A 23,996-nucleotide genomic window follows, 5' to 3' on the forward strand; every position below is an offset into this window, starting at 1 on the left:
AGCAGGTGCCTTCGCCGACCCTGCCTACACCGCTGGTTGCGTCGGCCGGGCGAATCCAAGTTCCGCCAAATGCTCTGCGGTTCGTTTGACCGTGAAACGGATCTGTTCTTCGCTGTGCTCACACGTGATGAAGAAACGCAGTCGCGCGGCGGACTCGTCGACGGCAGGGTACAAGATCGGTTGAACGTTGATGCCGTCCGCTTTCAATCGGTTTGATAAACGGAGCGCAACCATCGAATTCCCGGTAATCACGGGGACCACCGGCGTCCCTTCGCTATCGCCTGTATCCAATCCCGCTTGACGGCAGAGCGAGAGGAACAATTCGCTCCGCTGGTGAAGCCGTCGAACTCGCTCGGGTTCATCGGCAAGGGTTTCAATCGCAGCCAGGGCAGCTGCAACTTGCGCCGGAGGCATCCCCACACTAAAGACGAATCCGGGCGCGGTGTACTTTAGCAGTTCCACCAGCTCGCAGCTGCCAGCGATATAGCCGCCACACGAGGCACCGGATTTACTCAGTGTTCCCATCCAAATGTCGACGTCGCGCGCATCCATATGGTAATGCTCCGCCATGCCTCGCCCCGTCTCCCCCATGGTCCCGAAACTATGAGCCTCATCAACCATCAGCATCGCTCGATGCTTGCGTTTGACCGTGACGAACTCGGGCACATTCGCAAAATCGCCGTCCATGCTGTAAACGCCCTCGATCACGATCAACACGCGGCGATATTGTGATCGCAATTCGGTCAACATCCGATCGAGAGCATTGAAGTTGTTGTGAGGAAACGGTCGTCGTCGAGCTCCCGACAACAAGGCGCCTTGCACGATGCTGTTGTGAGCGAGCGAATCGTGCAAAATCAAATCCCCCGCACCAACGAGGTAACCGATGGTGGTCTCGTTGGTTGCATGGCCGCCAACCATCAACACCGAATCGTCAACCCCAATCCAATCGGCGATCGCTTTTTCGAGCTTCCCATGAATCGGCTTTTCACCGGATACCAATCGACTTGCCGAAACACTCGTGCCGTACTGGCGAACCGCTTTGGCAGCCGCGTCGGTCACTCGCGGGTGACCACTCATGCCGAGATAATTGTAGGAGGCAAAGCTGATGTATTCCTTGCCATCCACAACCGTCGTGTCGCGAACAATGCCGTCGTGAACCGTAAAGTACGGATTCGAACAACCGGTCATTTCCAATTGCTGCATCGTGGTCTTCAAGCGGCGATATTCCGCAAATTGGGCAATGTCGTCCTCGGGTTCGATCGCTGGCAAATCCTCTGCGAGGGTGCCCATTCTTTTCGACGATGCCGAATCCTCGCTATTGAGAAACGCGACGGCTCGCGTCTCGCCACCCGGCGGCAGATATCGCTCAATCGCTTGAGCGGTTTGACCTACCGTTTCAATCTCATCGAGAACTTGCTCGGGGAACCGTCCACCGAAGGTTCGTTCCAAACTGCGGGCGATTTCGAGTCGTTCGAGGCTATCGAGTCCCAGATCAAGAACAATGTTGGTATCGAGGTCCAACGTCAGGGCTCGCTCGCTGGCAACGTTGCGAATGTGCTTCTTAATCGCCTCGACGACCAACTCATTCACGTCCTCGGCACGGACGGTCGTGGCACGTCCCGTGGCGGCAGCGGCTTGCATCATCGGTTGCAAATATCGGTCGTCAACTGCGGCCGATTCTTCTTCACGCCGAACCCATTTGGCGATTAATTTCAAATCGCCGTCACGTACCGCGTGCAAGCACGCATGACGTTGGATCTTGCCACTGCTGGTCTTCGGCACACTACTGTTGCGAATCAAGTAAACCGCATCGGGCGGTAATTCGTGGTCGGCGGTCACGGCTCGCCGGATCGCTTGGAGGTGGGCATTCCAGTCGAGATCTCGCACGCGAACCGCTTCGGCAACGATCACCAATTGCTCACGACCGTCGTACTCCATCGCGAACGCCGCAACCGAACCCGCTTGAACCGCATCGCTGGCACCTTCAACCGTTTCTTCGATGTCTTGCGGGTAACGGTTGACGCCGCGGACAATGATCATGTCCTTCAACCGACCCGAAACGTACAGTTGGTCCTGGTGTAGAAACCCGAGATCACCGGTGCGCAGAAAGGGGCCTTGCCCGTCCGCAGTGTGGGCAAAGAAAGTCTGTTCCGTCGCGTCTTTGCGTTGATAGTAACCCTGGCCGACCGAAGGGCTCTGAATCCATATCTCGCCAATCTGGTCGTCGGCTAACGGCATCCGAGTCTCGGCATCGACGATCAACACGGTCTCCTCGGGCAACACGCGGCCACAACCGATCAGCGAACGGGCCGATTCACTATCCGGCTCGACGGCTTCGACGACTTTCTTATCAAGCTGTTTGCCGCTAAACGGGGTGATGACCGGCCGCGTTTCCGCTGGGCCACCGGTGACCAACAGCGTGGTTTCTGCCATTCCGTAGCAAGGTAAGAACGCACCACGCCGAAAGCCACTCGCTTCAAAACGCTCGCAAAATGCATGGATCGTAGACGCTCGGATCGGTTCGGCGCCGTTGAACGCGATTTCCCAACTCGACAAATCAACGCCTTGCAACTCGTCTTCCGCGATCTTGTCCACACACAATTGGTAGGCAAAGTTCGGTCCGCCGCTGATCGAAACCCCATACTTCGAAATGCCTTGTAGCCAACGGGCCGGCCGCTGCAAAAAGGTCATCGGACTCATCAACACGTTGGTCCTGCCAATGAACATCGGCATCAAAACGCCGCCGACCAAGCCCATGTCGTGGTACGTGGGAAGCCAAGACAGTCCACAAACGGCGTTATCCGGCTCAAAGGCCTGCAAGATCAACTTGCTGTTGGCGATCAGGTTGCCCTGAGTCAACATCACCCCTTTCGGCGAACCGGTTGACCCGGACGTGTATTGCAAGACCGCAAGCGAATCGCAACTGAGTTTGGGGATTCGCCACTTATCAATCCGGCGGCACGATTTGTCATCCGTGCCGAGCAGTTGCACTCCGACAAGGTCATCGTACTTTTGATCGCCTGTGAGTTGCTCAACGACCGATTGGGTCGACAGGGCCCAGCGGGTATCCGCATCGACCACAATCGACCGAATTCGTGACGCTTTACGATTCCGTCTCGGCGGATAGGCGGGAACCGCCACGGCTCCCGCAGCATGACAGGCAAAAAAACCGATCACGAAATCGAGCCCCGGCGGATAAAGCAACAGCACCCGGTCGCCGCTGCGGATCCGACAGCGGTCTTGAAGGTAGCCCGCCAAGGCGCGAACCTCGTGCCACAATTCCGCATAGGTGATGCGTTGTTCCGAAGCTTCGACGTCGGTGAACACAAATGCCGATTCGTCTGGCCGCTGCTCGGCCCAATACCCCAAGACCGAGACGTAGTGGTCCCGCGGAGGCGATTGCTTTCCAAAAAACTCAGTGAGGTCCACGAACGTTATTACCGCCTGGAATCGAGGGTCGCTGTTTGCGAGGTCATCCGCCGCACGCCAAACTCCCGCGCCGGGTGAACCGAAAACCAGCCTCCTAGGATAACGAAGCATCTTCCCGAGTCACTCTGTCAATATCGGATTCCGGCGAAAACGAAGCCAATTCGGAGGGATTTTTTGAGAGATTCGCCTTGGAGGTTTCAACGGATCTTCCGAGAGGGTGCTTTTTACCCCTTTGCTCTCGCGTGCAATCACCGAACCAGGACAAATGTCCACTTCCAAGGATGGGGGATCCGCTTTTTCGTCGCCTCGCTATGATGAACAACCATTCGGCCTTATTTCGATTCGTGCTCTCAGAGGACACCGCTGACGTGACCAACGACATGCCTCAAAACGCTGATGCGACCCTGCCACCCGATGTCGCCGATCCCGACACACCTTCGCACCGCGGTAAATCGCCGACACGCCATCTTTGGCGGGCGGGATGGGGGGCCACCGTGACGCTGGTGCTGATTGGAATGGTGCAAAGCTACGCCCCGAGCACCGATCACCAAATGGCCAACTTTGCCAGCTTCGCGGTCGGGCTGTTTGGAATCCTGTTCGTCGCCTACCAACTGCATCGTTACCTGTCCGCTCAGCGCCTCCCACTTCTGGTACCGCTGGTCACGTTGGCGGTTTTGTTGGGACAGCCGGTTTTGTATCGTTTTGATGGGTTCAGCGGCGAGATGCTGCCTCAGTTTCAACCCCGGTTCTGGGGAGCCGCTCGGTTGGATCGCGCCGCGATGGAAAACGAGTCCGACCTTGCCTTGCTTGCACCGTCCGATATCACGCAATGTCTCGAACCTTCGCTCGGATTCCTTGGGAACGATCGAACCGGCGTGATTTCCGAACGCCAATTCGCGATTCCGACCGCCGTCGATCAGGTGGAAACCCTGTGGGACCAAGGGGTCGGTGAAGGCTGGTCCGCGTTTGCCGTGTCGGGCGATCGCGCCGTGACCCTCGAGCAACGTGACGCAAAGGAGTGCGTGACCTGTTACCGTTTGGGGGATGGCAAGTTGAACTGGATCGTCGAAAAGGAAACTCGCCACGAAAACCCACTTGGCGGAGTCGGGCCACGTTCAACACCGCAAATCGAGGCGGACCGAGTTTACGCAAGCGGCGCAACCGGAATGCTCTGGTGCATCGACCTGATGACGGGCAAAACGATTTGGACCGTCGACTTGCTTGACTTGGCCGGCTGGGACCAGCCGACTTCGGAACAGGCCATTCCATGGGGACGATCCGCGTCCCCGCTGCTCGTCGAGGGGCTCTGCATCGTTCCCTTTGGCGGACCTGCCGACGCCGGTTCCGAGCTTGCCAAAGCCGGGCGAACGTTGATCGCCTTGGACGCCGAAACCGGCGACATTCGCTGGACGACCGGCGAGGATCAAATCAGCTATGCCTCTCCGGTGTTGATGACTTTAGCGGGGGAAAAGCAGGTGGTATCGGTTAACGAATCCAATGTCGGTGGATACCGCATCAGCGACGGCACTCGATTGTGGTCTTTCGATTGGCCCGGAAATTCCAATGCCGATGCAACGTGCACCTCCGCCATGCCTGCGGGGCCTAACCGGTTCGTGGTCGGCAAAGGTTACTCCGGCGGCAGCGCCATCGTGGAAATCACGGCCCAAAGTGATGAGCAACAGAGCGATGGACAACGTTCCGCCGACGTGATATGGGCGTCCAACCGTGTCCTCAAAACGAAATTCACGCACGCTTGCCTCGATGGTGAGACCCTTTACGCCCTCAGCGACGGATCGCTCCAAGCCGTTCGCAGTGAAGACGGGAAACGTCTTTGGCAGCAACCCCGCAGCGACCGTGCTGGCCAAGGACAAATCCTGTTAGCATCAGACACGATTGTGATGCAAACGGAACCGGGTGAAGTCGTCTTTGTTGAAGCGGCGCCCACACAATACAACGTGCTTTTTCGGCTGCCTGCGCTCAGCGCAAAGACATGGAACCTGCCGACGCTCGCTGGCCGCCACCTGTTGGTACGGAACGACCGCGAAGTCATCTGTTTCCTCTTGCCACCGTTGGAAAGGTCGTGAAAGTTCGTGCTGTCGTCGGAGCAGTGTGCGTGGCAGGTTCTCCTCAATCCTGGGGAGTTCCCAACCAAAACGAGACCGTCGCAACGACATCGTCATGGTCGAGAGCTTCATGGGCTAACAATTCATCCGACAACGCCGCAATGGCCGCCCAGAACGAATCCGCGGATATCTTTTGGTGCAACACGACCATCACAGACTCTAAAAAGCGAACCTGTTTCAAGGGGGTTGAAAAATAGCGTGCCGATCGTTGCACCGCTTGATGCCAATCCGATTGCCAAGGTGCGAACGAGGCCGGGTGCAGACGCTCACCGCGATAGACCATTTCGGCAACCGGTCCTGCCAAAATGGTCATGATTTCACACTGCGTTTGCCAATCGCATGCGGGGTGAACCGCCCCCCAATTGACGATGCAATCGCCAAATCGACGAGGCAAATCGTCATCAATCATGCTGCCAAGCCGAACCTCATCGATTCGCGCACCGAGCAAATAGCCAACGACCACATGGCCGGCTTCATGGTAGGCCGTTAACGTTTCGTCATCATCCAAAATTTCGAATCCTTCTGCTACACTGGTCGGGATCGTTTCAAGCGACGACTTGGAACTCCCCCGCGTTTTCAACTCACCCTCCTTGCGGACACGATTCCCATGAAAGCAGCACTTCTGACCGAATACAAGAAGATGCAAGTCACCGAGGTCGAGGAACCGGAGGTCGGCCCCGATGACGTTTTGGTCCAAGTTGAAGCCTGTGGAATTTGCGGAAGCGACATCCATGGCTACGACGGCAGCACCGGCCGGCGTATCCCGCCGCTGATCATGGGCCACGAAGCGGCTGGCACCGTCGTGTCCACGGGGCAGAGCGTAACCGATTTGGCCAGCGGGACGCGAGTCACGTTTGATTCGATGGTCTCCTGCGGCGATTGTGCGTTTTGCCGTCGTGGCGATCAGAACCTTTGTGATCACCGCATGGTCTTGGGAGTTTCCTGCGGCGATTTTCGGCGACACGGGGCGTTCGCGGAACGAATCAGTGTCCCACGACGGATTGTCTATGCCTTGCCGGATGCGTTGCCGTTTGAACATGCGGCACTGATCGAAGCGGTCTCGGTGGCGGTTCATGCTGCCAATGTGACTCGTGTTCAACTGGGGGATACCGCGGTGGTGGTCGGCGCCGGGATGATCGGGCTGTTGACGCTGCAAGCGATCCGCGCGGCAGGCGCCTCCACCGTGATCGCCGTCGATCTGAATGACAAACGCTTGTCGGTTGCCAAACAACTGGGTGCCGATGTCGTTCTTCGTGCGGACCACGTCGATGTGGCGGAAGAGATTCGCAAACTCAGTGGCGGTCGAGGTGCCGATATCGCATTGGAAGTGGTCGGGGCGACGGCGACGGTGCAAACGGCGATCGATTCGGTTCGTAAAGGCGGGGTCGTCACCTTGGTCGGAAACCTGTCTGCAAAAATAGAATTCCCCCTGCAATCCGTGGTCACTCGCGAAATCACGTTGCGAGGAACGTGTGGCTGTAACGGGGAATACCCGCAATGCATTGACTTGATGAACCGCGGGATTATCAATGTCGCACCGCTGATCACTCAAAAAATTCCCCTCGCAGAAACGCCGGCTTGGTTCGAACGATTGCATGCGGGGGACGCGGACCAGATGAAGGTGGTCGTGCTACCTCAACAGCTTTAGAACCTATCCGAAAAGGGGTCTGACCCTTTGTCGACCGACGTTTCGATTGCTCAAGAACTGGTTGTTTTCCAATGGAATCGCTACCGATGCGCTCAGACCAAGAGAGGGTCAGACCCCTTTTCGGATAGGTTCTTCGGTCCGGTTGCACCGATTATGTGCGATGATCCACGCTTGATCGTGCTAGCAAAGCCGGTTCTGCCAGTTTTCCTGGTTGGTCGATTCCGGTGCCGCCGATTAGTCCGATGATGCCGATCGACCGAATCGGGACCATGGATCCTCGTACATCGATGTTTCGTAGCCGTGCTGACCGCTCGCGAATTACCGACCTTGTTTCGCTTTCTGTTTGCCGCAGGTCCCGGCCGGATGACCGAGTTTCTAGGCAATCAGTTCCTCGGGCGATGTGGCACCATCGCGTCCATCTTGGCGATTCTGTGGGCCACCGTCAAATTGGCCCTGCGGCCTCAATCATGGACACCACCGGTTCGCGGCGTCCTTGCCCGACAATTGCTGTTTACCGGTGTCGATGGCATTGCGGTCGCCTGTCGCTTCGGAGCCGCCGTTGGAGTGCTGATCATTGTCCAGGCTGCGCTGTGGATTGATGCCTTAGGGGTGACCACCGATATCATCGCCCCCATGTTATGGCGGGCCATCGTTCGAGAGCTCGCACCGCTGCTGGCATGCATGGTCGTGATTGGTCGCAGCGGCATCGCGATCTCCACCGAACTTGCAACGATGTTGGTCAATGGGGAAATTGAGGTTCTCGATGCACAGGGAATCGATCCGATGACCGCATTGGTGATGCCTCGCATCATCAGCATGGTCGTCAGCGTGTTTGGTTTGGCCATCATCATCGCCAGCTCGATGGTGGTCACAGGCTACGTGATCGGATGGTCGATGGGCGCGATCCATGTTTCGTGGACAACCTTTTTGGATGGAATCATTCGTGAATTCAATTCTCTCGATTTGCTCTTCTTCGTTCCTAAAACGGTGATTGCAGCTGCATTTGCCGGAGCCATTTGTTGCATCGATGGGCTCAATGTTCGTGGCAGCATCACGGACGTCTCGCGTGTTTCGAGTCGCAGCGGCATTCGAGCCCTGACCGCCGTCTTCTTTGTCTCCGCAGTGCTTTCGGTGCTGATCTACGGACGCATCCTCGTTTTCAAGATTCTTTAGCGAGGGCCTGCGATGAATCCAACCAAAACGACCACCACCGAAAAACCTGAAGTGCTCACCCTGCGAGATGTCACGTTCGCAGGATCGACCGACAGCAGTGTTCAATTGGCAGCGGCCAATCTCGTCATTCGCGAAGGCGAATTGGCAATCGTTCGTCTGGATCGTTTTCAGAAAACACGAGACACCGTCTCGATGATGCAGGGTTTGAGTTCGCCCCTCCGCGGCGAGGTGCTGTTCCACAACAAGGATTGGCGTGGACAAGACTTCGAACGTCACTTTCGTATGCGCAGCAAGATTGGCCGCGTCTTTGACGATCATGCCTGGATCCAAAACTTGAATGTCGGGAAAAATGTCACACTGGCGAGCGAACATCACGCACTGGCGACCGCAACGATCTTCGATGAGGTACACGCTTGGCGAAAACGATTTGGCGTCAAGGATGTGTTGCGTCAACGACCGGCGTTCGTCGACGAGTCAATCTTGCAAGTCTACCAATGGATTCGTGCCCTCATCCTGAAGCCCAAGCTGATGATTCTTGAACGTCCGATGCAATCGGTATCGATGAAACTGCTTCCGAAATTCACCGATGCGGTCAACGGACTTCGCCGCAGCGGGACCGGGGTTTTGTGGTTCACCGCAAATCCCGCTGACGATGCAGCCCGTCATGATGCTCCCCAGGTAAGCTACAAGATTGAATCCGGAAAGTTTGTCCCCATCGCCGGAGGAATTGCCTGATGAACGAACCTTATCGATTGCGCTACACCAACCAAATTGTGGGTGCCTTTCTACTCATTCTGTTGCTGTTCTTGATCGTCTTGTCGATCCTGCTGCTGCGGGCCAGTGACTATTTTGTTGAACAGGACCACTACTGGATCGAAATCGCACAAGAGGACATCGACGATTTGCACAAAGGCGCCGACGTGATGATCTTGGGCGAACGAGCGGGCAAGGTTGAAAACATCCGCTATGTGGACGACAGCGATAAGGTTCGCGTTAACCTTGCGATCGACCCCCAGAAGAGCTCCGAGATTTTTTCGGATTCCATCGTCTTGCTCGAACGCAAGTATGGAATTGGCACTCCGATTCTTGACATTCGACGTGCCAAATCGGCCAACGGGGCGATGGTTCCACTGTTGCCTGGGAACCAACTCGCCAACTTCCGCGGTGAAGCCGATCGTATCGACCAAATGGCTCACGAAGTCGAATCGGTCAGCGAATCGGTCCGCCGCATCCAACAAAAACTCGATCCAACGCTATCCGGTATCGAACAAGCCGCAGACCGTTTCCGCGGTTCCCTCGACAATTCCATCGATCCGACATTGTCCCAAACCATGAAAGCTTCCGATTCCTTCTATCAAACCAACGAAGCAATCCGACCCGAGGCACTTGAAACCTTGCAGACGGTTCGTAAGGCAACCGAGAACCTTGAGTCCCAGGTCGAGAGTTTAACAACGAAGATCGAGTTATTGGTCGAAAACGATATGCGAGACACGTTGGTCGATGTGCGGGAATCAACGGATGACATCAGTGCGGCAGCAAGTCGCGTCAATCAAAGCTCGGTCACGGTCACCGAAAGCATTTCCGAAACGCTTCGTACCCTGCGCGATGCGGCGGAAGAGATTCATCAGCTTGCGACAGAAACACGCGAAGTGGTTCGAATTGTTCGCAAAGAAGCCAATGAGTTGCCTGGGACAACGCAACGCGTCAACGAGACGGTGAGTGACACGCAGGACCTTGTCGGAGAAGTCCGCAGTCATTGGCTGCTTCGCCGCTACAACACACAACCGACATCCACGCCGCAAGTTTCACCCTCGAGCCTACGCGGGGGGGCGGTACGTTGAAATCTTCTTTTATCACCTCTCTCTTGATCTTGAGTTCGTTGATGCTGTCCCTTGCATCCGGTTGCCGAAGTGCATCGACCCCACAGCGCAAGGTGGACACCTCACTCACGCGGTTTGCTTCGTCGGGCCATGAAGCCTTCGCCGAAGGAGATCTCGATGTTGCGATTGCCCAGTATCGCAAAGCGCTTCACCGAGCATGGTCGATCGATGACCCCTACGAGTCCGGAACCAGTGCGTACAACTTAGCGGCTTGCATGACAAGCTTGTCCAAAAATCAGGAAGCCAGGGATTGGTTAGTCGATGCGCGCGTGGAGCTTTGCCGGGCAAAAAGTTCTGCGGGAAACACTTGGTTGTTGGAAGCCAAGATCGCACAACAAGAATGCCGTTTTGAGGAAGCCAAGACCTTTGTGGATCGAGCCGCGTGCAGTCAGCCACCCTGTGATGCGGGCAGTGGCGATTGCCTTTGCGGCCCGAAGGATCCCTGCAAGGAATCGTGCGTCATGCGCATCCCCTGTGTCGGATCGCGAGTCAAGCAAAAGAAAGCTGCCGAGCAGTGCGAAGACGATTACACCGCTCAAATCCACCTGGCTCGAGCTCGATTGGCAGCAGAAACCTACGAGATTGAATGCGCCGAGATGCATTTCGCTTGTGCTTGCGAATTAGCAGCAGACGTTTGTAGCGAAAGCCTCCAGGCCGAATTGCAGAATGTTGCCGCGATGATTCATCTTGCCAAAGGCGAATACCTACAGGCCGCATGGCATTTTGACAACGAGGCGAAGCATCTTCGATTGGCAGGCAATTATCGAGAGATTCCCGTTGCCTTGGAATTGGCGTCGGCGGCCTATGAACAAGCGGAACGAGCGGATTTGGCGGCCAGTCGGATGTGCCGCGTTGCCAGGATCTGGTTCGGCCGCGGCGAGTTCAAAAAATCGTGGAGTTATCTTCCGCAGGCTCTATGCCTCGCGGAACACTGCCGTTGCCAGTCCGCCAAGATTCGCTTGGCGCTTCTCGCGAAGGAAATCGAGTTGGCGTTGGCAGACCAGGGGGAACCGATGCTGCCCAAACCGCCAAAGGATTCACTCCTGCTCGACAACTCGGAAAACCTCGAGAGTTCCTGATTTGCCTTTGACCCGCTGAGGCGGTTCGGCTTCGATCACAAACTCCTCGGTCAACCGGTCACGCGTGGTCCGCGTGATCAACAGCTGGCATCCCACGGCTTTGGTGAGTGCCTCGACGCGAGCGGCAACGTTGACGGTATCACCAATCGCCGTGTACTCCTGACGTTTCGGGGAACCGATGCTTCCCACGATCGCTGGACCGGAATTGATACCGATGCCGATTTGCAGATCGGGCCATCCAACGTCGGCAAACTTCTCGGACGCCTGTTTCATGCAGCAAATCATTTCCAAGCCCGCTTTGACCGCTCGTTGGGCATGCTGGTCCGAGTGCAAACCGATGCCAAACAGAGCCATCAAACCATCACCTAAGAATTTGTTCGTCATGCCTCCATGCGACTCAATCTTCTCGACCGCTTCTCGAAAAAAGACGTTCAGGGCTGCAACAACTTGCTCCGGAGAATGAGAAGAAGCGTATTGGGTGAAGTTGCGAATGTCGACGAACATCACCGTGATGTCTTGTTCGCGCCCAGCCAAGCTGTTTTGCTCACTCAGGATTTGGCGTGCCGCTTCCTGGCCCACATGCCGACCAAACGTTTGTTGCAATTGCTCGCGTTGTCGCAACCCCTCGACCATCGAGTTGAAACTCTCTATCAGCAGCCCAAAGTCATCGGCGCGAAGCAAATCCACTCGAACATCCAAGTGACCTCGGGCCACCTTGAGGGCGGCTTCCTTCATCAGCCGCACGGGGGTGGCGACCATCTTTCCGAGCATCCAGCTACTGCTGAGCCCGAACAGAATCGCGACCACTCCAACGGCCACCGCAAACGCAGGGGCTTCGTGTGCGGCGTCTGGGACGAGCAGGATCAAGACCAGCGAAACCACCGGGCTGACGACCGCCGAGAACGCCCACAACACGCCTCGTGTGGTGATGTTCAGAGGCACCGCGCCAGGAACATGAACGGGGATCGCATCTTGAAAGAAGACGGGAAACAAAGCCTTTTGAATCGTCATCTCGACCGCAAAAAAGCTGTGCGTTAGCGCGATCAGCGACGCGATGATGAACGACGTGATCAGGTGCGTGACCACATCGGCGGACAAAGGCTCGGGCACCGCGCGAAGTGCAGCCGGAAAGACCGGGATGCAACTCAGCCACCCAATGGACGCGACCAGCAGAAACCACCAAGGCAGATTGATCACGATCCGCCGAGCCCGTTGCAACCGATCCGGCGGCACCGACTCTCCTTGAAGCAAGGAGCGATGAATCGGCCTCAGCCAAAACAACGGTATCAAGAAACACCCGATCGCGACCGGGTAAACCAGCAGATTGAACCCTTGCCAACAAGCGTCGAACCGCTCCATCTGCGCGTCGCTGAGCAGCGGCCGAATTTGCTTTGCATTGTAGAGGACGTTGATAACGCTGCCGATTGCGTTTGCAAGGACCGGTGAAACGCAGACAAAGAACAACCCGTGTCGCTGCCACACACTCCAACGAACGAGCGGCAAGTTCTCCGATGGCTTCGCAGCGGCAACCGGCACCTCAAAGAGCCCTAAAATGGTGCGTCTTCTTCGCTCGCTTCGTTGAACGCATCATTGGGCGACTCTGAGACCCGTTCCGTCATCGTATCCCCGCCGCCATTGAGCACTCGAAACGATAACGCCTCGGCATTGAGAAAGAACTTAACTTCGCTTTGCTCGTCCTTTTGCCAACGACGGCCATTGAGCCGATAAACCACTTCAATCTCGTCGCCCACGTTCAATTCGTCGGCCAAATCGCAACCGTCCTTGATGAACTCAAGCGGCACAAAGTTCGTGAAGCTGCCCTTTTCCTGTTCCAGCACCACCAAACGTTTGCGAAACCCCTTACTTCCATAACTCTTGGTGTCCTCAATCAAATGCACGACACCGCTAACCTTCGACTCGCTCATACTTTTTGCTCTACAAACTGAATGGGTGATTTGCCAAGATCCATTATGGTTGAGTTCCCGGGCGTCTGACAACCCACAGCGTTTGATCGAGTTGCGGTCGCCAAGATCGCGTGAAAATGAGGTACGTCTCGGACGGAATCACGAATCCCAGTCCATTGGCAGCCGCTCATCCTCCGGATCCAACTTTCCAGGTTCGCGACGTTCACTGCCCCCTTGGTCGGTCAAACGGTCTCCGAGTTCCTCGCGTGCCTGAGCCGCGGCAGCCATCAATTTCGCCACCACCTCCGGATACTGGTCTTTCACATCCTTGGTTTCCGAGACATCGGCGTCGAGATCAAACAGACTTAATTGAATTTTGTTCGTTTCATATCCAACCGGGAAGCCACCCGACCCACCCTCGCGCCCGTTCAAGCTGCGATAGCCATGGGGGAACATCAACTTGAAGCGTTCGTTGCGAACCGCTTCCAATTCGCCTCCCTTGTAGTAGCACCAAAACGCGTCATGGGGTGATGCGGCACCGGCTTCGCCAAACATCAGCGGCCGAATGTCTCGGCCATCCAACTTGCGAGAGGGCAAATCCGCATCAATCAGTTTCGCGACGGTGGGAAGAATGTCGATGGTGCTGCACAGCTTGTCGCATGTCGTACCTGCGGGAATTTTCCCCTTCCAACGCATCAACGTCGGCTCGCGGTAGCCACCTTCAAACATCGTCCCTTTCCCTTCACGCAACGGTGTCGCCTTGCCAGCGTGGGCCCCGTACGAGAGCCAGGGCCCATTGTCGCTCGTAAAAATAACCAGCGTCTTCTCATCCGCTCCGATCTCTTCGATGGCCTTCATCACTTGCCCCACCGACCAATCAACTTCCATCACGACGTCACCGAACAACCCCGCGCCGCTCTTTCCGCGAAAATCTTCGGAGACGTACAGTGGCACGTGCACCATCGGATGCGGTAGGTACAAAAAGAACGGATGGTCGGCGTTGCTCTTGATGAATTCGACCGCCCGCTCGGTAAACTGCTTCGTCATCTGTTCTTGGTCGGCGGGTTGGATATTGGGATTCACAATCTCGTATCCCCCTCCGCGTGTCGCCGAAATCATTGGCAATGCGGGCCACGGTGATTTCGCATCCGGGTTCTTTTTACGCTTCGAAAGGAAATCGGGGTGAAGCGGCCACATGTCGTTGCTATAGGGAATACCGTAGTAGAGATCAAAGCCATGGTTGGTTGGCAAAAATTTCGGGTGATGTCCTAAGTGCCATTTGCCAAAGATGGCAGTCGCATAGCCCTTCGATTTGCAGATCTCGGCAATCGTCGTTTCGTCGGGGTTGATGCCGATTTCAGACTTTGGCCCGAGAGCACCAGCGATGCCGATTCGCCGATGATAACAACCGGTCATCAGTGCCGATCGCGACGCCGAACAGACAGCCGAGGAGACAACGAAGTCGGTAAACTTCCGGCCTTCGGCAGCCATCGAATCCAAGTGGGGCGTCGGATAATCGGTCCCACCAAACGGGTTAATATCGGCGTAACCCATATCGTCGATGAAGATCACAACGACATTTGGCGCAGCAGGATCGCCCCCATGAAGTTGGCCGCAAATCAGGGTGGCAAAAAGTGACAGGACGTAGAATCGAGACATCGGGCAACAGCTCACGATGGGAGGGAAGGCGGGTGTGTCAGAATGGACTATCTTAACCCTTCCCCCGCACCGCTGCAAAACCCGGGTGACGATTGCGTGCAGGAACCAGCTGCGACCCGCTCCGCGGTCGGTGCAGGATCCAACGCGGGATCACCGAGAAGCGTCGCGGCTGCGGGTCTTCTCTTGTCGACAAGTCGCTTGGGTGATGAGCTATGGCCGCGACGCAGGCAGCAAATGGCAGCGAGTCATTGGGTCGTGTAGAATGAAGTTCTGCATCCAACTGGCGTATTGGCCGGTCCCACCTTTGCTAAGAAAGTCCCACCGATGAGATTTCGTTGTTTCCCGCGGCTCGTGTGCTGCCTGTATGTCTTCTCGCTTGGCTGGTCGGCAAACGCCGCCGATTTCCACGTTGCAACCTTTGGGAACGATGCCTGGTCAGGAACCGTTGCGACGGTCAACCAAGCCGCGTCCGACGGTCCCCTCGCATCGCTCGCTGCGGCCCAGCAGCGCGTTCGGACGCTTCGCCAGCAACAGCCCAATCGGCAATCGCCGATCGTCGTCGAACTCGCCGAGGGAACCTATTTCCTGGAGGAACCCTTGGCGTTCAGCGCCGAGGATTCGGGGACACCGCAATCGCCCGTGATCTACCAAGCTGCCAAAGGTGCTCGGCCTGTGATCAGCGGTGGTGTGAAGGTCAGCCAATGGAGGACGAACGATCAAGGAGAGTGGTACACCGATCTTGAACCGGGAGCGTGGAGCTTCTCGCAAATGTTTGTGAATGACCAGCGTCGGTTCCGACCGCGATGGCCAGAGCAGGGTTACTATAAGATTTCGAAGAAACTCGAACCTTCCGATCAATCCGCTGGCAAAGGGCACGACCAGTTTGGCTTTGCGGCTGGCGAACTGAACCCGAATTGGCAAAACCTTCAGGATGTGGAAATCGTTGCCTTTCATCACTGGACGGCATCCCGTATCCCGATCGCCGAGGTGGATGATTCGCACAACCGGGTACGACTTGGCGGGCACACCACCGGGCTTAGTTCTTGGGCCGAGTTCAAGCAGGGGCATCGGTATTTCGCCGAAAATGTCAAGGAAGCACTCCGCAAACCGGGCCAGTGGTATTTCGACCGCCCGACAAGACGCTTGACCTACATCCCGCGTCGGGGTGAAACGCTTCAAAACACCACGGTGATCGTGCCAAAAATCAAGAATTTGTTGCTGCTTCGTGGCGAGGTTGCTCGGCGTGAATGGGTGCAACACCTTGGCTTCCGTGGCCTGACGTTCGCCCATGCCAATTGGTCGACACCCCCGACCGGTCAGTCGTTCCCGCAAGCGGAAATCAATCTGGGCGCGGCGATCGCGGCCATGGGGGCTCGGTACATCGATTTTGACCACTGTGCCGTTCGCCATGTTGGTGAATATGCGATGGGATTTGGACCTGGATGCCAGCACAACCGAGTCACGGCCTGCGAACTGGTCGATTTGGGGGCGGGTGGAATCAAGATTGGCAGCAGTTTGCCGACCGTGTGGGGCAACACACTCGCCGCCCCGAACGATGACGAAGCCTTGGTTTCCCATCACACCATCGAAGATTGCTTGATCGCTCATGCGGGGCGGTTGCACTCAGCCGGTATCGGTGTCTGGGTAGGTCATTCGCCGCACAACGCAATTCGCCACAACGACGTTTTTGACCTCTACTACTCAGCGTTTTCGCTCGGCTGGGTGTGGGGCTATGGCCAAAGCCGTGCCCACCACAACGAAGTGGCCTCCAATCATGCTTTCGACATCGGGCAGGGTGTTCTGAGTGATATGGGATGCATCTACACACTCGGGATTTCACCCGGCACCTCGATCCAAGACAACCACTTCCACGATGTGATCTCGTATGACTATGGCGGTTGGGGATTGTACACCGATGAGGGATCCACCGGCGTCACGATGCGCAACAACCTGGTCTATCGTTGTTCTCGAGGTGGATTCCACCAGCATTACGGGAAAGAGAATCGCATCGAGAACAATATTTTTGCGGAGGGCGGCCAGCATCAACTGCAACGTACGCGAAGCGAAGACCACACCTCGTTCACGTTCGAGCGCAACCTGGTCTACTGGACCAAGGAAAGCCCCTTGCTCGGAAGCAACTGGTCTGACAACCACTTTCGCTGCGATCACAATTTGTATTGGAATGGGGGGCGTCCGATTCGGTTTGCCGATGGCTTGACCCTTCATCAGTGGCAACAAGAACGCGACCAAGACACTCACTCACAGATCGCGGATCCGGGCTTTGTCGATCCCGCCAATGGCGACTTTCATTTGAAGGCGGATTCGCCCGCATTCCAAGTTGGTTTTGTGCCTTTCGATTACACCGCTGCGGGGCGACGGATCCCCTTGGAATTGACCGCCGATCTGCCGGAGGTGCCAGCGGCATTTGAATGATCGCGCGACTCGAACTCGCTGAAATCGCCGATGCGCTTCTCGGTTCGAAGAAGCCCCTCACCCCCGACCCCTCTCCCCGCTTGCGCGGGGCGAGGGGAGCCAGGGTGGTTGAGCCTCTGCGGTTTAGCCAGGGTGTTGATCGTCTGCGGTCTACTAAGTCGTGTCGTAAGCAATGAAGTTGGGCTCCCTTCTCCCCGCGCCGCGGGGGGAGAAGGGCTGGGGATGAGGGGGCTCAGCAGACGCACACGTCCAATAAGGTGCGAGCAACCTGGCACGGTGAAAGCCCCTCACCCCCGACCCCTCTCCCCGCTTGCGCGGGGCGAGGGGAGCCAGGGTGGTAGAGCCTTTGCGGTTTAGCAACTGATGCAGACACCGATCGGATTGTGCTCGCGTCTCCGCTTGCGCGGGGCGAGGGGAGCCAGGATGGTAGAGCCTGTGCGGTTAGCCAGGATGGTGATGGTCTGCGGTCTACTGAGTCGTTTAGGAAGCCTTGAAGTTGGGCTCCCTTCTCCCCCGCGCCGCGGGGGAGAAGGGCTGGGGATGAGGGGGCTTACGCTTGTTGTTCGCGGCGATGACTCCGAGAACGCTTTCAGAGTGCAGTTGGCGGGGCTTTGGAATCCAACCGCCTCGTGGTAATGTTCCCAACGACAACAGCCTTTTATTCCGAAGCTCGCTCTTCGACCTCCGGCGCAACGGCATTCATTGCTTGATCCAACTGCTTCATGTTTTCCTCGGCGTCTCGCAACATCAACATCGCGGTCTGTTGCGTGCTTTGCCGAATCATGGCTTCGTTTCGGTCGCTGGTCGCCGCCTTTAATTGCTTGTTCGCCTTTTCTAATTCGACCAAACGGAGCTTCACCGTTCGCTGCGTCGATGTCGCATCGATCAATGGCTGACGCGACGGACAGTAACACCTCCTGACCCCTGTACCCGATCGTCGGAGTGTAGGATGAGCTGCTATTCTTGGGAAATGCTTGAAAACCTGACTCACATGAAGACTTCCGAAATCCAACCTCCCTGCTGATTCGTCTTACCCGTAGACCCATGGAACCTCGGCCCGAAACGTCCGATGCAACCGAATCGCGACTCCGCCATCGGCTGGAGACGCTGTTTGACGATGCGCAGGGCGAAATTCTGGGGACGTTGTTCTATTTGGTGGGCAACCGGGAAGATGCTCGCGATGCCTTGCAGGAAACGTTCTTGAAGTGTTGGCGGAATCGTCAACAAATTGACCAGATCAGCAACCTGCGTGCTTGGGTCTTTCGCATCGCACTGAACACTGGCCGCGATTGTCGCAAGGCCGCCTGGAACCGGCGGCGGCAATCGTTGTCGGATCCATTTTCAGGGGACAACCTCATGGTATCAACAGCGGAATCGCCCGAAACGGGGGCCATCCGGGACGAAGAACTTCAGCAACTGCAACGGCAGGTGATGAAGCTTCGATCGGAGGAACGCGAGGTCTTTTTGCTGAGACAGAACGGCTCGCTGACCTACGAACAGATTGCCGAAGCGATGTCGTTACCGCTGGGGACCGTCAAAACACGGATGCGCACGGCGATCCGAACCCTCCGCGAAGCTGTGGGAGGACGATCATGAATCCAAAACAACCTTCTCGTCCAAACGAACTTCGCCAGACGCTGCTCGAGCTGCACTACGACTTACTCGACCCCGAGGAAGCAAACGAGCTTCGTGGGCAAATCGCGAGCGACCCCGAAGTCGCCTCCGCTTGGGCCGAGACGTTGAGGCTGGCCAGCAAGATTGCCGATGCGGCCAAGGCGCCCGGTCCCGTTGTCGCCGCCACGTTGCCACCCGACGAAGTCGCTGGTGAGGTCGTGACGGGCAAGTCGCCCAAGGGTGTTTGGATCGGCCCGACCGTTGCGGCTGCCCTTGCCGCATCGATTGGGATGATGGTTTTGGGAGCTTCGTACCTTCGACGCGTTCCAGAAAATCCTGTTGCGGCCGTTCGGATCGAAGCAAACGTTGCGCCGTCCAAAGACGTGAGTGTCGATAACCAATTCGAGATTTTGACGACGAAACTCGACGCTCGCGGATCGTCGATCGGTGGTTTTGCGGTGACCCCCGCTTCTTTGTCGTTTTCGGTACTGGCTCGTGGAACCGTCCTGTTTGCGGGCCGTGCGGAAACGGATCAAACGGGGGCAGGCCGAATTGTGCTGCCGCCGGAATTGGTGATTCCCGAAGAAGCGAAGTTGACGGTGACGGCGTCGTCTGGCGTCGCGAACGTGACGCCGTCGACGATCGAAGTGCCGCTCGAGCCGACACGATGTTTGACCTATATAACAACCGACCGGCCGGTTTACCGGCCCGGCGAAACGGTCTTTTTTCGATCGTTGACCTTGGAACGGAAATCGTTTCGAGCCAAAGTCGATGTGCCGATTCGCTATGAAATCATCGACCCCAGCGGTTCGATGGTCGCCGGTTTGGCAACCGAAGGTGTTACGGACGGGGGTGTCGGCAATGGAGCTTTGTCGATTCCTTCGACGGCGCCGGGTGGGCCCTACACGTTGGTTGCAAAGAGCCTTGATGGGTTCTTTCCCGAGGAACGGTGTGAATTCCAAGTCCGAGCCTATCGCGTTCCCCGTTTTAAAACGCAGCTCGAATTTGACCGTCGCAGTTATGGGGCGGGCGAAATGGTGAATGCGGATTTGATCGCCGAGCGAGCCGAAGGTGGCCCCGTTGCCGGTGGTACGGTTCGTGTCACCGCAACCGTGGATGACCGCGTGATCCATTCCCAAACGACAACGATGACGGATCAGGGAACTTGTTCGATTTCGTTCCCGTTACCGACGCACCTCAATCAGGGCAAGGGTCAATTGTCGGTTTCGATCGATGACGGAGGAACTCAAGAAACGAGAACCAAGACGATTCCGATACAAACGGGGTTGGTGGCTGTGGAGTTTTATCCTGAGGGCGGCTACCTGGTCGGCGGCTTGCAAAACCGTGTTTACTTCGTTGCTCGCAATGCACTTGGTAAGCCGATCCATTTGGCGGGTGAGATCCAAACACGCGACGGCCAACGTGTCACGGAGATTGAAACGGAACGGGACGGGATGGGGCGTTTTCAGTTTGTACCGCAGCGTGGCGAGCGGTATTCCTTGAAAGTGACGGCCCCCGTCGATATCACCAACTCGCCGAAGTTGCCGGTCGTGGCGAAAGACTTGCCGGTCCTCGATACCGGTGTCGGCGTTTTTGGCGCCGACGAGCCGATCACCATGACGATTCGCTCGGATCAGCCAAGACCAGTCGTCGTTCGTGCCGTGTGCCGCGGCCAATTGGTGGGTGAAAGATCGCTCGAACTGCATCCAGCCACCCCATCAATCACGCTGCCGATCCGCAAGAATGCCTCAGGCGTGATTCGAGTGACGGTGCTTGATTCGGCAAGAAAGCCGGCGGTTCCGCTCGTCGAACGATTGGTGTTCCGCCGGCAAACGGAGCAGTTGCACGTCGTGATCGCGGAGGAGTCGTTGCCGCTGCAGCGATCCCCTGGCGAACCGCTTCGATTGAATCTCGAGGTGCGTGACGAAACGGGGGAACCGACCGCGGCGATGCTGGGAGTCGCGGTGGTCGATGATGCATCTTTGAGTTTGAGCGAGGCCGAGCAGCCAAGCATGCGGACTCATTTCCTGCTGACGAGCGAGGTTCAAAAACCAGAAGATTTGGAACATGCTAATTTCTATTTGGCCGATTTGCCCGAAGCGGCGGAGGCTGTCGATCTGTTGCTCGGTACTCAGGGATGGCGGCGTTTTGTCAGCGGCACCGGAAACGTGCCAAACGTCGATTTTCGTGAGCAACTTGTTCGTCTGCTTCAGCTCGACGGCCCCGAATCGGCGAGACAAACGCAGACGTTTCAGAGCAGCAACGAGCATGCCTACGAGTGGTCGAAATATCGCGAGACGGTGGCCTCCGCATGGCGAGCTTTGGTGCTGCAAACTCGATTGCTCCTGTCGGCGATCTTCGTGATTTGGTTGATCACGATTGCGATTCGAATGCGCCGTCGGCGGCGATGGGAGATGGCGTCTTGGATGCTCGTTGCCGCAACGTCGTTGGTGATCTATGGCTGTGGCGCACCGGTTAATTCGACGGTCGAAATGGCTTCGGACGCGGAAATGGCGATGCCCGAGCGATCCGGTGCGGTCACCAATGCAGCGATCGAGCGGCCCGAGGCGTTGGATCCCGAATCTTTGGGGCCCGAAGCGATTGAACCGGGACCAAACACGGGACAGGACCGCGTCTTGTCGCTCGACGAGTTTGGCGAGTTCGACGATCAGGGCAAACGTTTGCTGCGGACGGCAACGCAAGATTTGCCTGCTCGATCCTTGACCCAAGCCGATCTGGAAAAGCTGCTGGCCGCTCGCGGGATCGACGCCGAAGCGATGGCGGATCAACTCATCGACGAACTTCGTTTTCCCGTTCGGCAATATGCCCATCAGCATCCATCGGATCGCGAGGCCGCGAGAAACGATTTTACGGAAACACTCTATTGGAACCCGCTCTTGATCACCGATTCGGAAGGTCGAGCGACGATGCGATTCGACTTGTCGGATTCGGTAACGACCTTCCGTGTCAGCGTTGACGCCCATGCCAGCGGTGGTCGGATCGGTTCGCTCCGCGGTGAGATTCAATCGCGGCTTCCGTTCCAAGTCGAGCCAAAGATGCCGCTCGAAGTGACGGCGGGCGATCGTATTGATTTGCCGGTTGCGTTGATCAATGCAACCGATTCCCCAACCGAAGTCACGTTGTCGCTGAAGTCCGACTCCGTGCTGCAGCGAAGTGACGAAGCAATGGAGGATCGTACCGTTTCGCTTTTGGCAAGCGAGCGAAAACGCGAGGTCTTTTCGCTGCATGTCGCCAACGACGCCGCGGCACAAGACGCTGCCATCGAAATTCGTGCAGCGGGTGATGCGGTTTCGGATTCGATTCGCCGTACGGTCCATGTTTCGCCCTCGGGGTATCCTCAGACCCAGTCCTTTGCGGGAAGACTTGACGGACGGACGACCGTGCTTCTTCCTCTTCCGGACGAGATCGTGGCGGGGTCGTTGTCGGTGACCGTGCGAGCTTATCCCTCGCCGGTTGCAGAAGTGATCTCGGGGATCGACAGTCTGCTGCGTGAACCCCATGGTTGTTTTGAACAAGCGTCGGCGACGAATTATCCCAACACGATGGTGTTGCGGTACATGCAAGAAAGTGAATCGGTTAACGCCGAGGTCTCGCGCCGGGCGATGGGGATGCTCGACCGTGGCTATGAAAAGTTGACCCAATTCGAATGCGCCCAGCGCGGCTACGAATGGTTTGGTGATGACCCCGGACATGAAGCGTTGTCCGCTTTCGGTTTGATGCAATTCGCCGACATGGCCAAAGTCATGGAGGTTAGCGAAGAAATGGTCGCCCGAACGCGAACGTGGTTGATGGGGCGGCGTGATGGCGCAGGCGGATTCAAACGCAACCCCCGCCACTTGCATGAGTGGTCGGTCCAGCAACCGATCGTCAACGCGTACGTGTTGTGGGCGATCAGCGAGGCGGATGTTGCCTCAGGGCAACCGCACCGCACGGCAAGTGATTTGGCATCGGAACTGGATCAATTGAACCAGTTTGCTCAGCAATCGAATGATCCGTATTTGATCGGATTGTCCGCAGCAACGTTGATGAACGTCAAGCGAACGCGCGACGCGGAGGTGTTGCTTGAAAAACTAACGCCGCTACAGAACCCCGACGGAAGCTTGCAAGGTCAAACAACGGTCGTTTCCAGTCGCGGATTGTCGCTGACCATGGAATCCACCGCGATCGCCGTCATCGCATGGGCGAAGCATTCTGGTTTTGGCGAACGGGTTCAAGCGGCAGTCGGCTGGATCCGCGACCATCGAACCGGCGACGGAGGTTTCGGGTCGACCCAGGCGACGGTGCTCGCTTTGAAGGCTTTGGTTGCAGCCGGCAACCAGACACCAACGCATTTGGGCGGTGGCGAATTGAAGGTGATGATGGATGGCCACGTCATCGGGCGAGCGGCGATTCCGGATCAGACAAGTGGTGCAGCGGTTGAAATTGTGGGTCTTGGCAAGATCGTGGGCCATGGCACCGACGTCCGTTCTTCGAAACCCAGGCGACCGGTGCCAGTCACCTTGGTCGCTGACAACGGGAACGCACTCTCGTACAGCATCGACGTGTCTTACCACGTGTCCACGCCGAGCAGCGAGGATGCTTGCCCCCTGCATTTGACAACTCGGTTGAGCAAGGAATCCCAGGATGTGGACCGCATCGCAGCGGGGCAAACGTTGAGCATGGAAGCGGAATTGGTCAATCTGACCGGCGAAGGACTGCCTATGACGGTCGCGATCCTTGGTGTGCCGGCAGGCTTGGAGCCGCGCACGGCACACCTCGACGAGCTCAACGCAGCGGGGCAGTTTGACTACTACGAGCTACGGGGTCGCGAGGTGGTCTTGTATTGGCGGATGATGAAGCCAAACGAAACCAAGTCGATTCGGTTCGATGTGACGGCCGAGATCCCCGGTTCGTACACCGGCCCGGCTTCGCGGGCCTATTTGTACTACACTTCCGAGCAGAAACAGTGGGACTTGCCTTTAAAACTGCAGATTCAGTAGCGGTTTTGATGCATCTTTTTCGGGCATTCGTCACTCGATGTGTAGAATACGCGA

Annotated in this window: 15 protein-coding genes; 9 read left to right on the forward strand and 6 right to left on the reverse strand. The window is 56.9% G+C overall.

Annotated features, from left to right (window positions below):
- Nucleotides 1-24 precede the first annotated feature (24 nt).
- Nucleotides 25-3,429, reverse strand: a complete 3,405-nt coding sequence (locus Poly41_RS09295; protein WP_231615533.1) for an aminotransferase class I/II-fold pyridoxal phosphate-dependent enzyme — start codon at nt 3,427-3,429, stop codon at nt 25-27.
- 368 nt (nt 3,430-3,797) lie between these two features.
- Between Poly41_RS09295 and Poly41_RS09300 the strand changes: the two genes are divergently transcribed.
- Nucleotides 3,798-5,513, forward strand: coding sequence for an outer membrane protein assembly factor BamB family protein (locus Poly41_RS09300; RefSeq protein ID WP_231615534.1), 1,716 nt, complete (start codon nt 3,798-3,800; stop codon nt 5,511-5,513).
- 43 nt (nt 5,514-5,556) lie between these two features.
- On the opposite strand, the gene Poly41_RS09305 is transcribed toward Poly41_RS09300, so the two are convergent.
- A complete protein-coding gene (locus Poly41_RS09305; RefSeq protein WP_231615535.1) occupies nt 5,557-6,060 on the reverse strand; it encodes a cell division protein FtsH in 504 nt (167 codons plus the stop codon).
- A gap of 99 nt (nt 6,061-6,159) precedes the next feature.
- Here Poly41_RS09305 and Poly41_RS09310 point away from each other — a divergent pair, with 99 nt between their 5' ends.
- The 5 genes from Poly41_RS09310 (at nt 6,160) to Poly41_RS09330 (ending at nt 11,332) form a co-directional block, all read left to right on the forward strand.
- Nucleotides 6,160-7,200: a galactitol-1-phosphate 5-dehydrogenase gene (locus Poly41_RS09310; RefSeq protein ID WP_146525613.1), complete on the forward strand. Its 1,041-nt coding sequence runs from the start codon at nt 6,160-6,162 to the stop codon at nt 7,198-7,200.
- A gap of 300 nt (nt 7,201-7,500) precedes the next feature.
- Nucleotides 7,501-8,373: an ABC transporter permease gene (locus Poly41_RS09315; protein ID WP_146525615.1), complete on the forward strand. Its 873-nt coding sequence runs from the start codon at nt 7,501-7,503 to the stop codon at nt 8,371-8,373.
- A 12-nt stretch (nt 8,374-8,385) separates the two neighbouring features.
- The gene (locus Poly41_RS09320) at nt 8,386-9,108 is read left to right on the forward strand and encodes a P-loop NTPase family protein (RefSeq protein WP_146525617.1); all 723 of its coding nucleotides are present in this window, start codon (nt 8,386-8,388) and stop codon (nt 9,106-9,108) included.
- Nucleotides 9,108-10,214, forward strand: a complete 1,107-nt coding sequence (locus tag Poly41_RS09325; RefSeq protein WP_146525619.1) for an MlaD family protein — start codon at nt 9,108-9,110, stop codon at nt 10,212-10,214. The genes Poly41_RS09320 and Poly41_RS09325 overlap by 1 nt, the downstream gene beginning before the upstream one ends.
- A 92-nt stretch (nt 10,215-10,306) precedes the next feature.
- Nucleotides 10,307-11,332, forward strand: coding sequence for a hypothetical protein (locus Poly41_RS09330; RefSeq protein ID WP_231615536.1), 1,026 nt, complete (start codon nt 10,307-10,309; stop codon nt 11,330-11,332).
- On the opposite strand, the gene Poly41_RS09335 is transcribed toward Poly41_RS09330, so the two are convergent.
- The 3 genes from Poly41_RS09335 to Poly41_RS09345 form a co-directional block, all read right to left on the reverse strand.
- Entirely contained in the window at nt 11,291-12,868 is a 1,578-nt protein-coding gene (locus Poly41_RS09335) for an adenylate/guanylate cyclase domain-containing protein (RefSeq protein ID WP_197231175.1), read from the reverse strand. The two genes, Poly41_RS09330 and Poly41_RS09335, sit on opposite strands and share 42 nt — an antisense overlap.
- Before the next feature lie 11 nt (nt 12,869-12,879).
- Nucleotides 12,880-13,257 (reverse strand): DUF3127 domain-containing protein, encoded by a 378-nt coding sequence (locus Poly41_RS09340; protein WP_146525623.1) that lies wholly within the window; start codon nt 13,255-13,257, stop codon nt 12,880-12,882.
- Between the two features lie 138 nt (nt 13,258-13,395).
- Nucleotides 13,396-14,895, reverse strand: a complete 1,500-nt coding sequence (locus Poly41_RS09345; RefSeq protein ID WP_146525625.1) for a sulfatase family protein — start codon at nt 14,893-14,895, stop codon at nt 13,396-13,398.
- 324 nt (nt 14,896-15,219) lie between these two features.
- Between Poly41_RS09345 and Poly41_RS09350 the strand changes: the two genes are divergently transcribed.
- The gene (locus Poly41_RS09350; protein WP_146525626.1) at nt 15,220-17,328 is read left to right on the forward strand and encodes a right-handed parallel beta-helix repeat-containing protein; all 2,109 of its coding nucleotides are present in this window, start codon (nt 15,220-15,222) and stop codon (nt 17,326-17,328) included.
- 658 nt (nt 17,329-17,986) lie between these two features.
- Here Poly41_RS09350 and Poly41_RS09355 read toward each other — a convergent pair.
- The gene (locus Poly41_RS09355) at nt 17,987-18,187 is read right to left on the reverse strand and encodes a hypothetical protein (RefSeq protein WP_146525628.1); all 201 of its coding nucleotides are present in this window, start codon (nt 18,185-18,187) and stop codon (nt 17,987-17,989) included.
- A 185-nt stretch (nt 18,188-18,372) separates the two neighbouring features.
- Between Poly41_RS09355 and Poly41_RS09360 the strand changes: the two genes are divergently transcribed.
- Nucleotides 18,373-18,924, forward strand: a complete 552-nt coding sequence (locus Poly41_RS09360; RefSeq protein ID WP_146525630.1) for an RNA polymerase sigma factor — start codon at nt 18,373-18,375, stop codon at nt 18,922-18,924.
- Nucleotides 18,921-23,942, forward strand: coding sequence for an MG2 domain-containing protein (locus Poly41_RS09365; RefSeq protein ID WP_146525632.1), 5,022 nt, complete (start codon nt 18,921-18,923; stop codon nt 23,940-23,942). Before Poly41_RS09360 ends, Poly41_RS09365 begins: the two co-directional genes overlap by 4 nt.
- Nucleotides 23,943-23,996 lie beyond the last annotated feature (54 nt).

Origin of the sequence: Novipirellula artificiosorum, assembly GCF_007860135.1 — a bacterium.
Classification (GTDB): domain Bacteria; phylum Planctomycetota; class Planctomycetia; order Pirellulales; family Pirellulaceae; genus Novipirellula_A; species Novipirellula_A artificiosorum.

Bases quoted from the DNA above. Each gene is read 5' to 3' on its own strand.
- Poly41_RS09350 (WP_146525626.1), top strand. From the start codon at position 15,220: ATGAGATTTCGTTGTTTCCCGCGGCTCGTGTGCTGCCTGTATGTCTTC.
- Poly41_RS09360 (WP_146525630.1), top strand. From the start codon at position 18,373: ATGGAACCTCGGCCCGAAACGTCCGATGCAACCGAATCGCGACTCCGC.
- Poly41_RS09320 (WP_146525617.1), top strand. From the start codon at position 8,386: ATGAATCCAACCAAAACGACCACCACCGAAAAACCTGAAGTGCTCACC.
- Poly41_RS09310 (WP_146525613.1), top strand. From the start codon at position 6,160: ATGAAAGCAGCACTTCTGACCGAATACAAGAAGATGCAAGTCACCGAG.
- Poly41_RS09365 (WP_146525632.1), top strand. From the start codon at position 18,921: ATGAATCCAAAACAACCTTCTCGTCCAAACGAACTTCGCCAGACGCTG.
- Poly41_RS09345 (WP_146525625.1), bottom strand. From the start codon at position 14,895: ATGTCTCGATTCTACGTCCTGTCACTTTTTGCCACCCTGATTTGCGGC.
- Poly41_RS09325 (WP_146525619.1), top strand. From the start codon at position 9,108: ATGAACGAACCTTATCGATTGCGCTACACCAACCAAATTGTGGGTGCC.
- Poly41_RS09340 (WP_146525623.1), bottom strand. From the start codon at position 13,257: ATGAGCGAGTCGAAGGTTAGCGGTGTCGTGCATTTGATTGAGGACACC.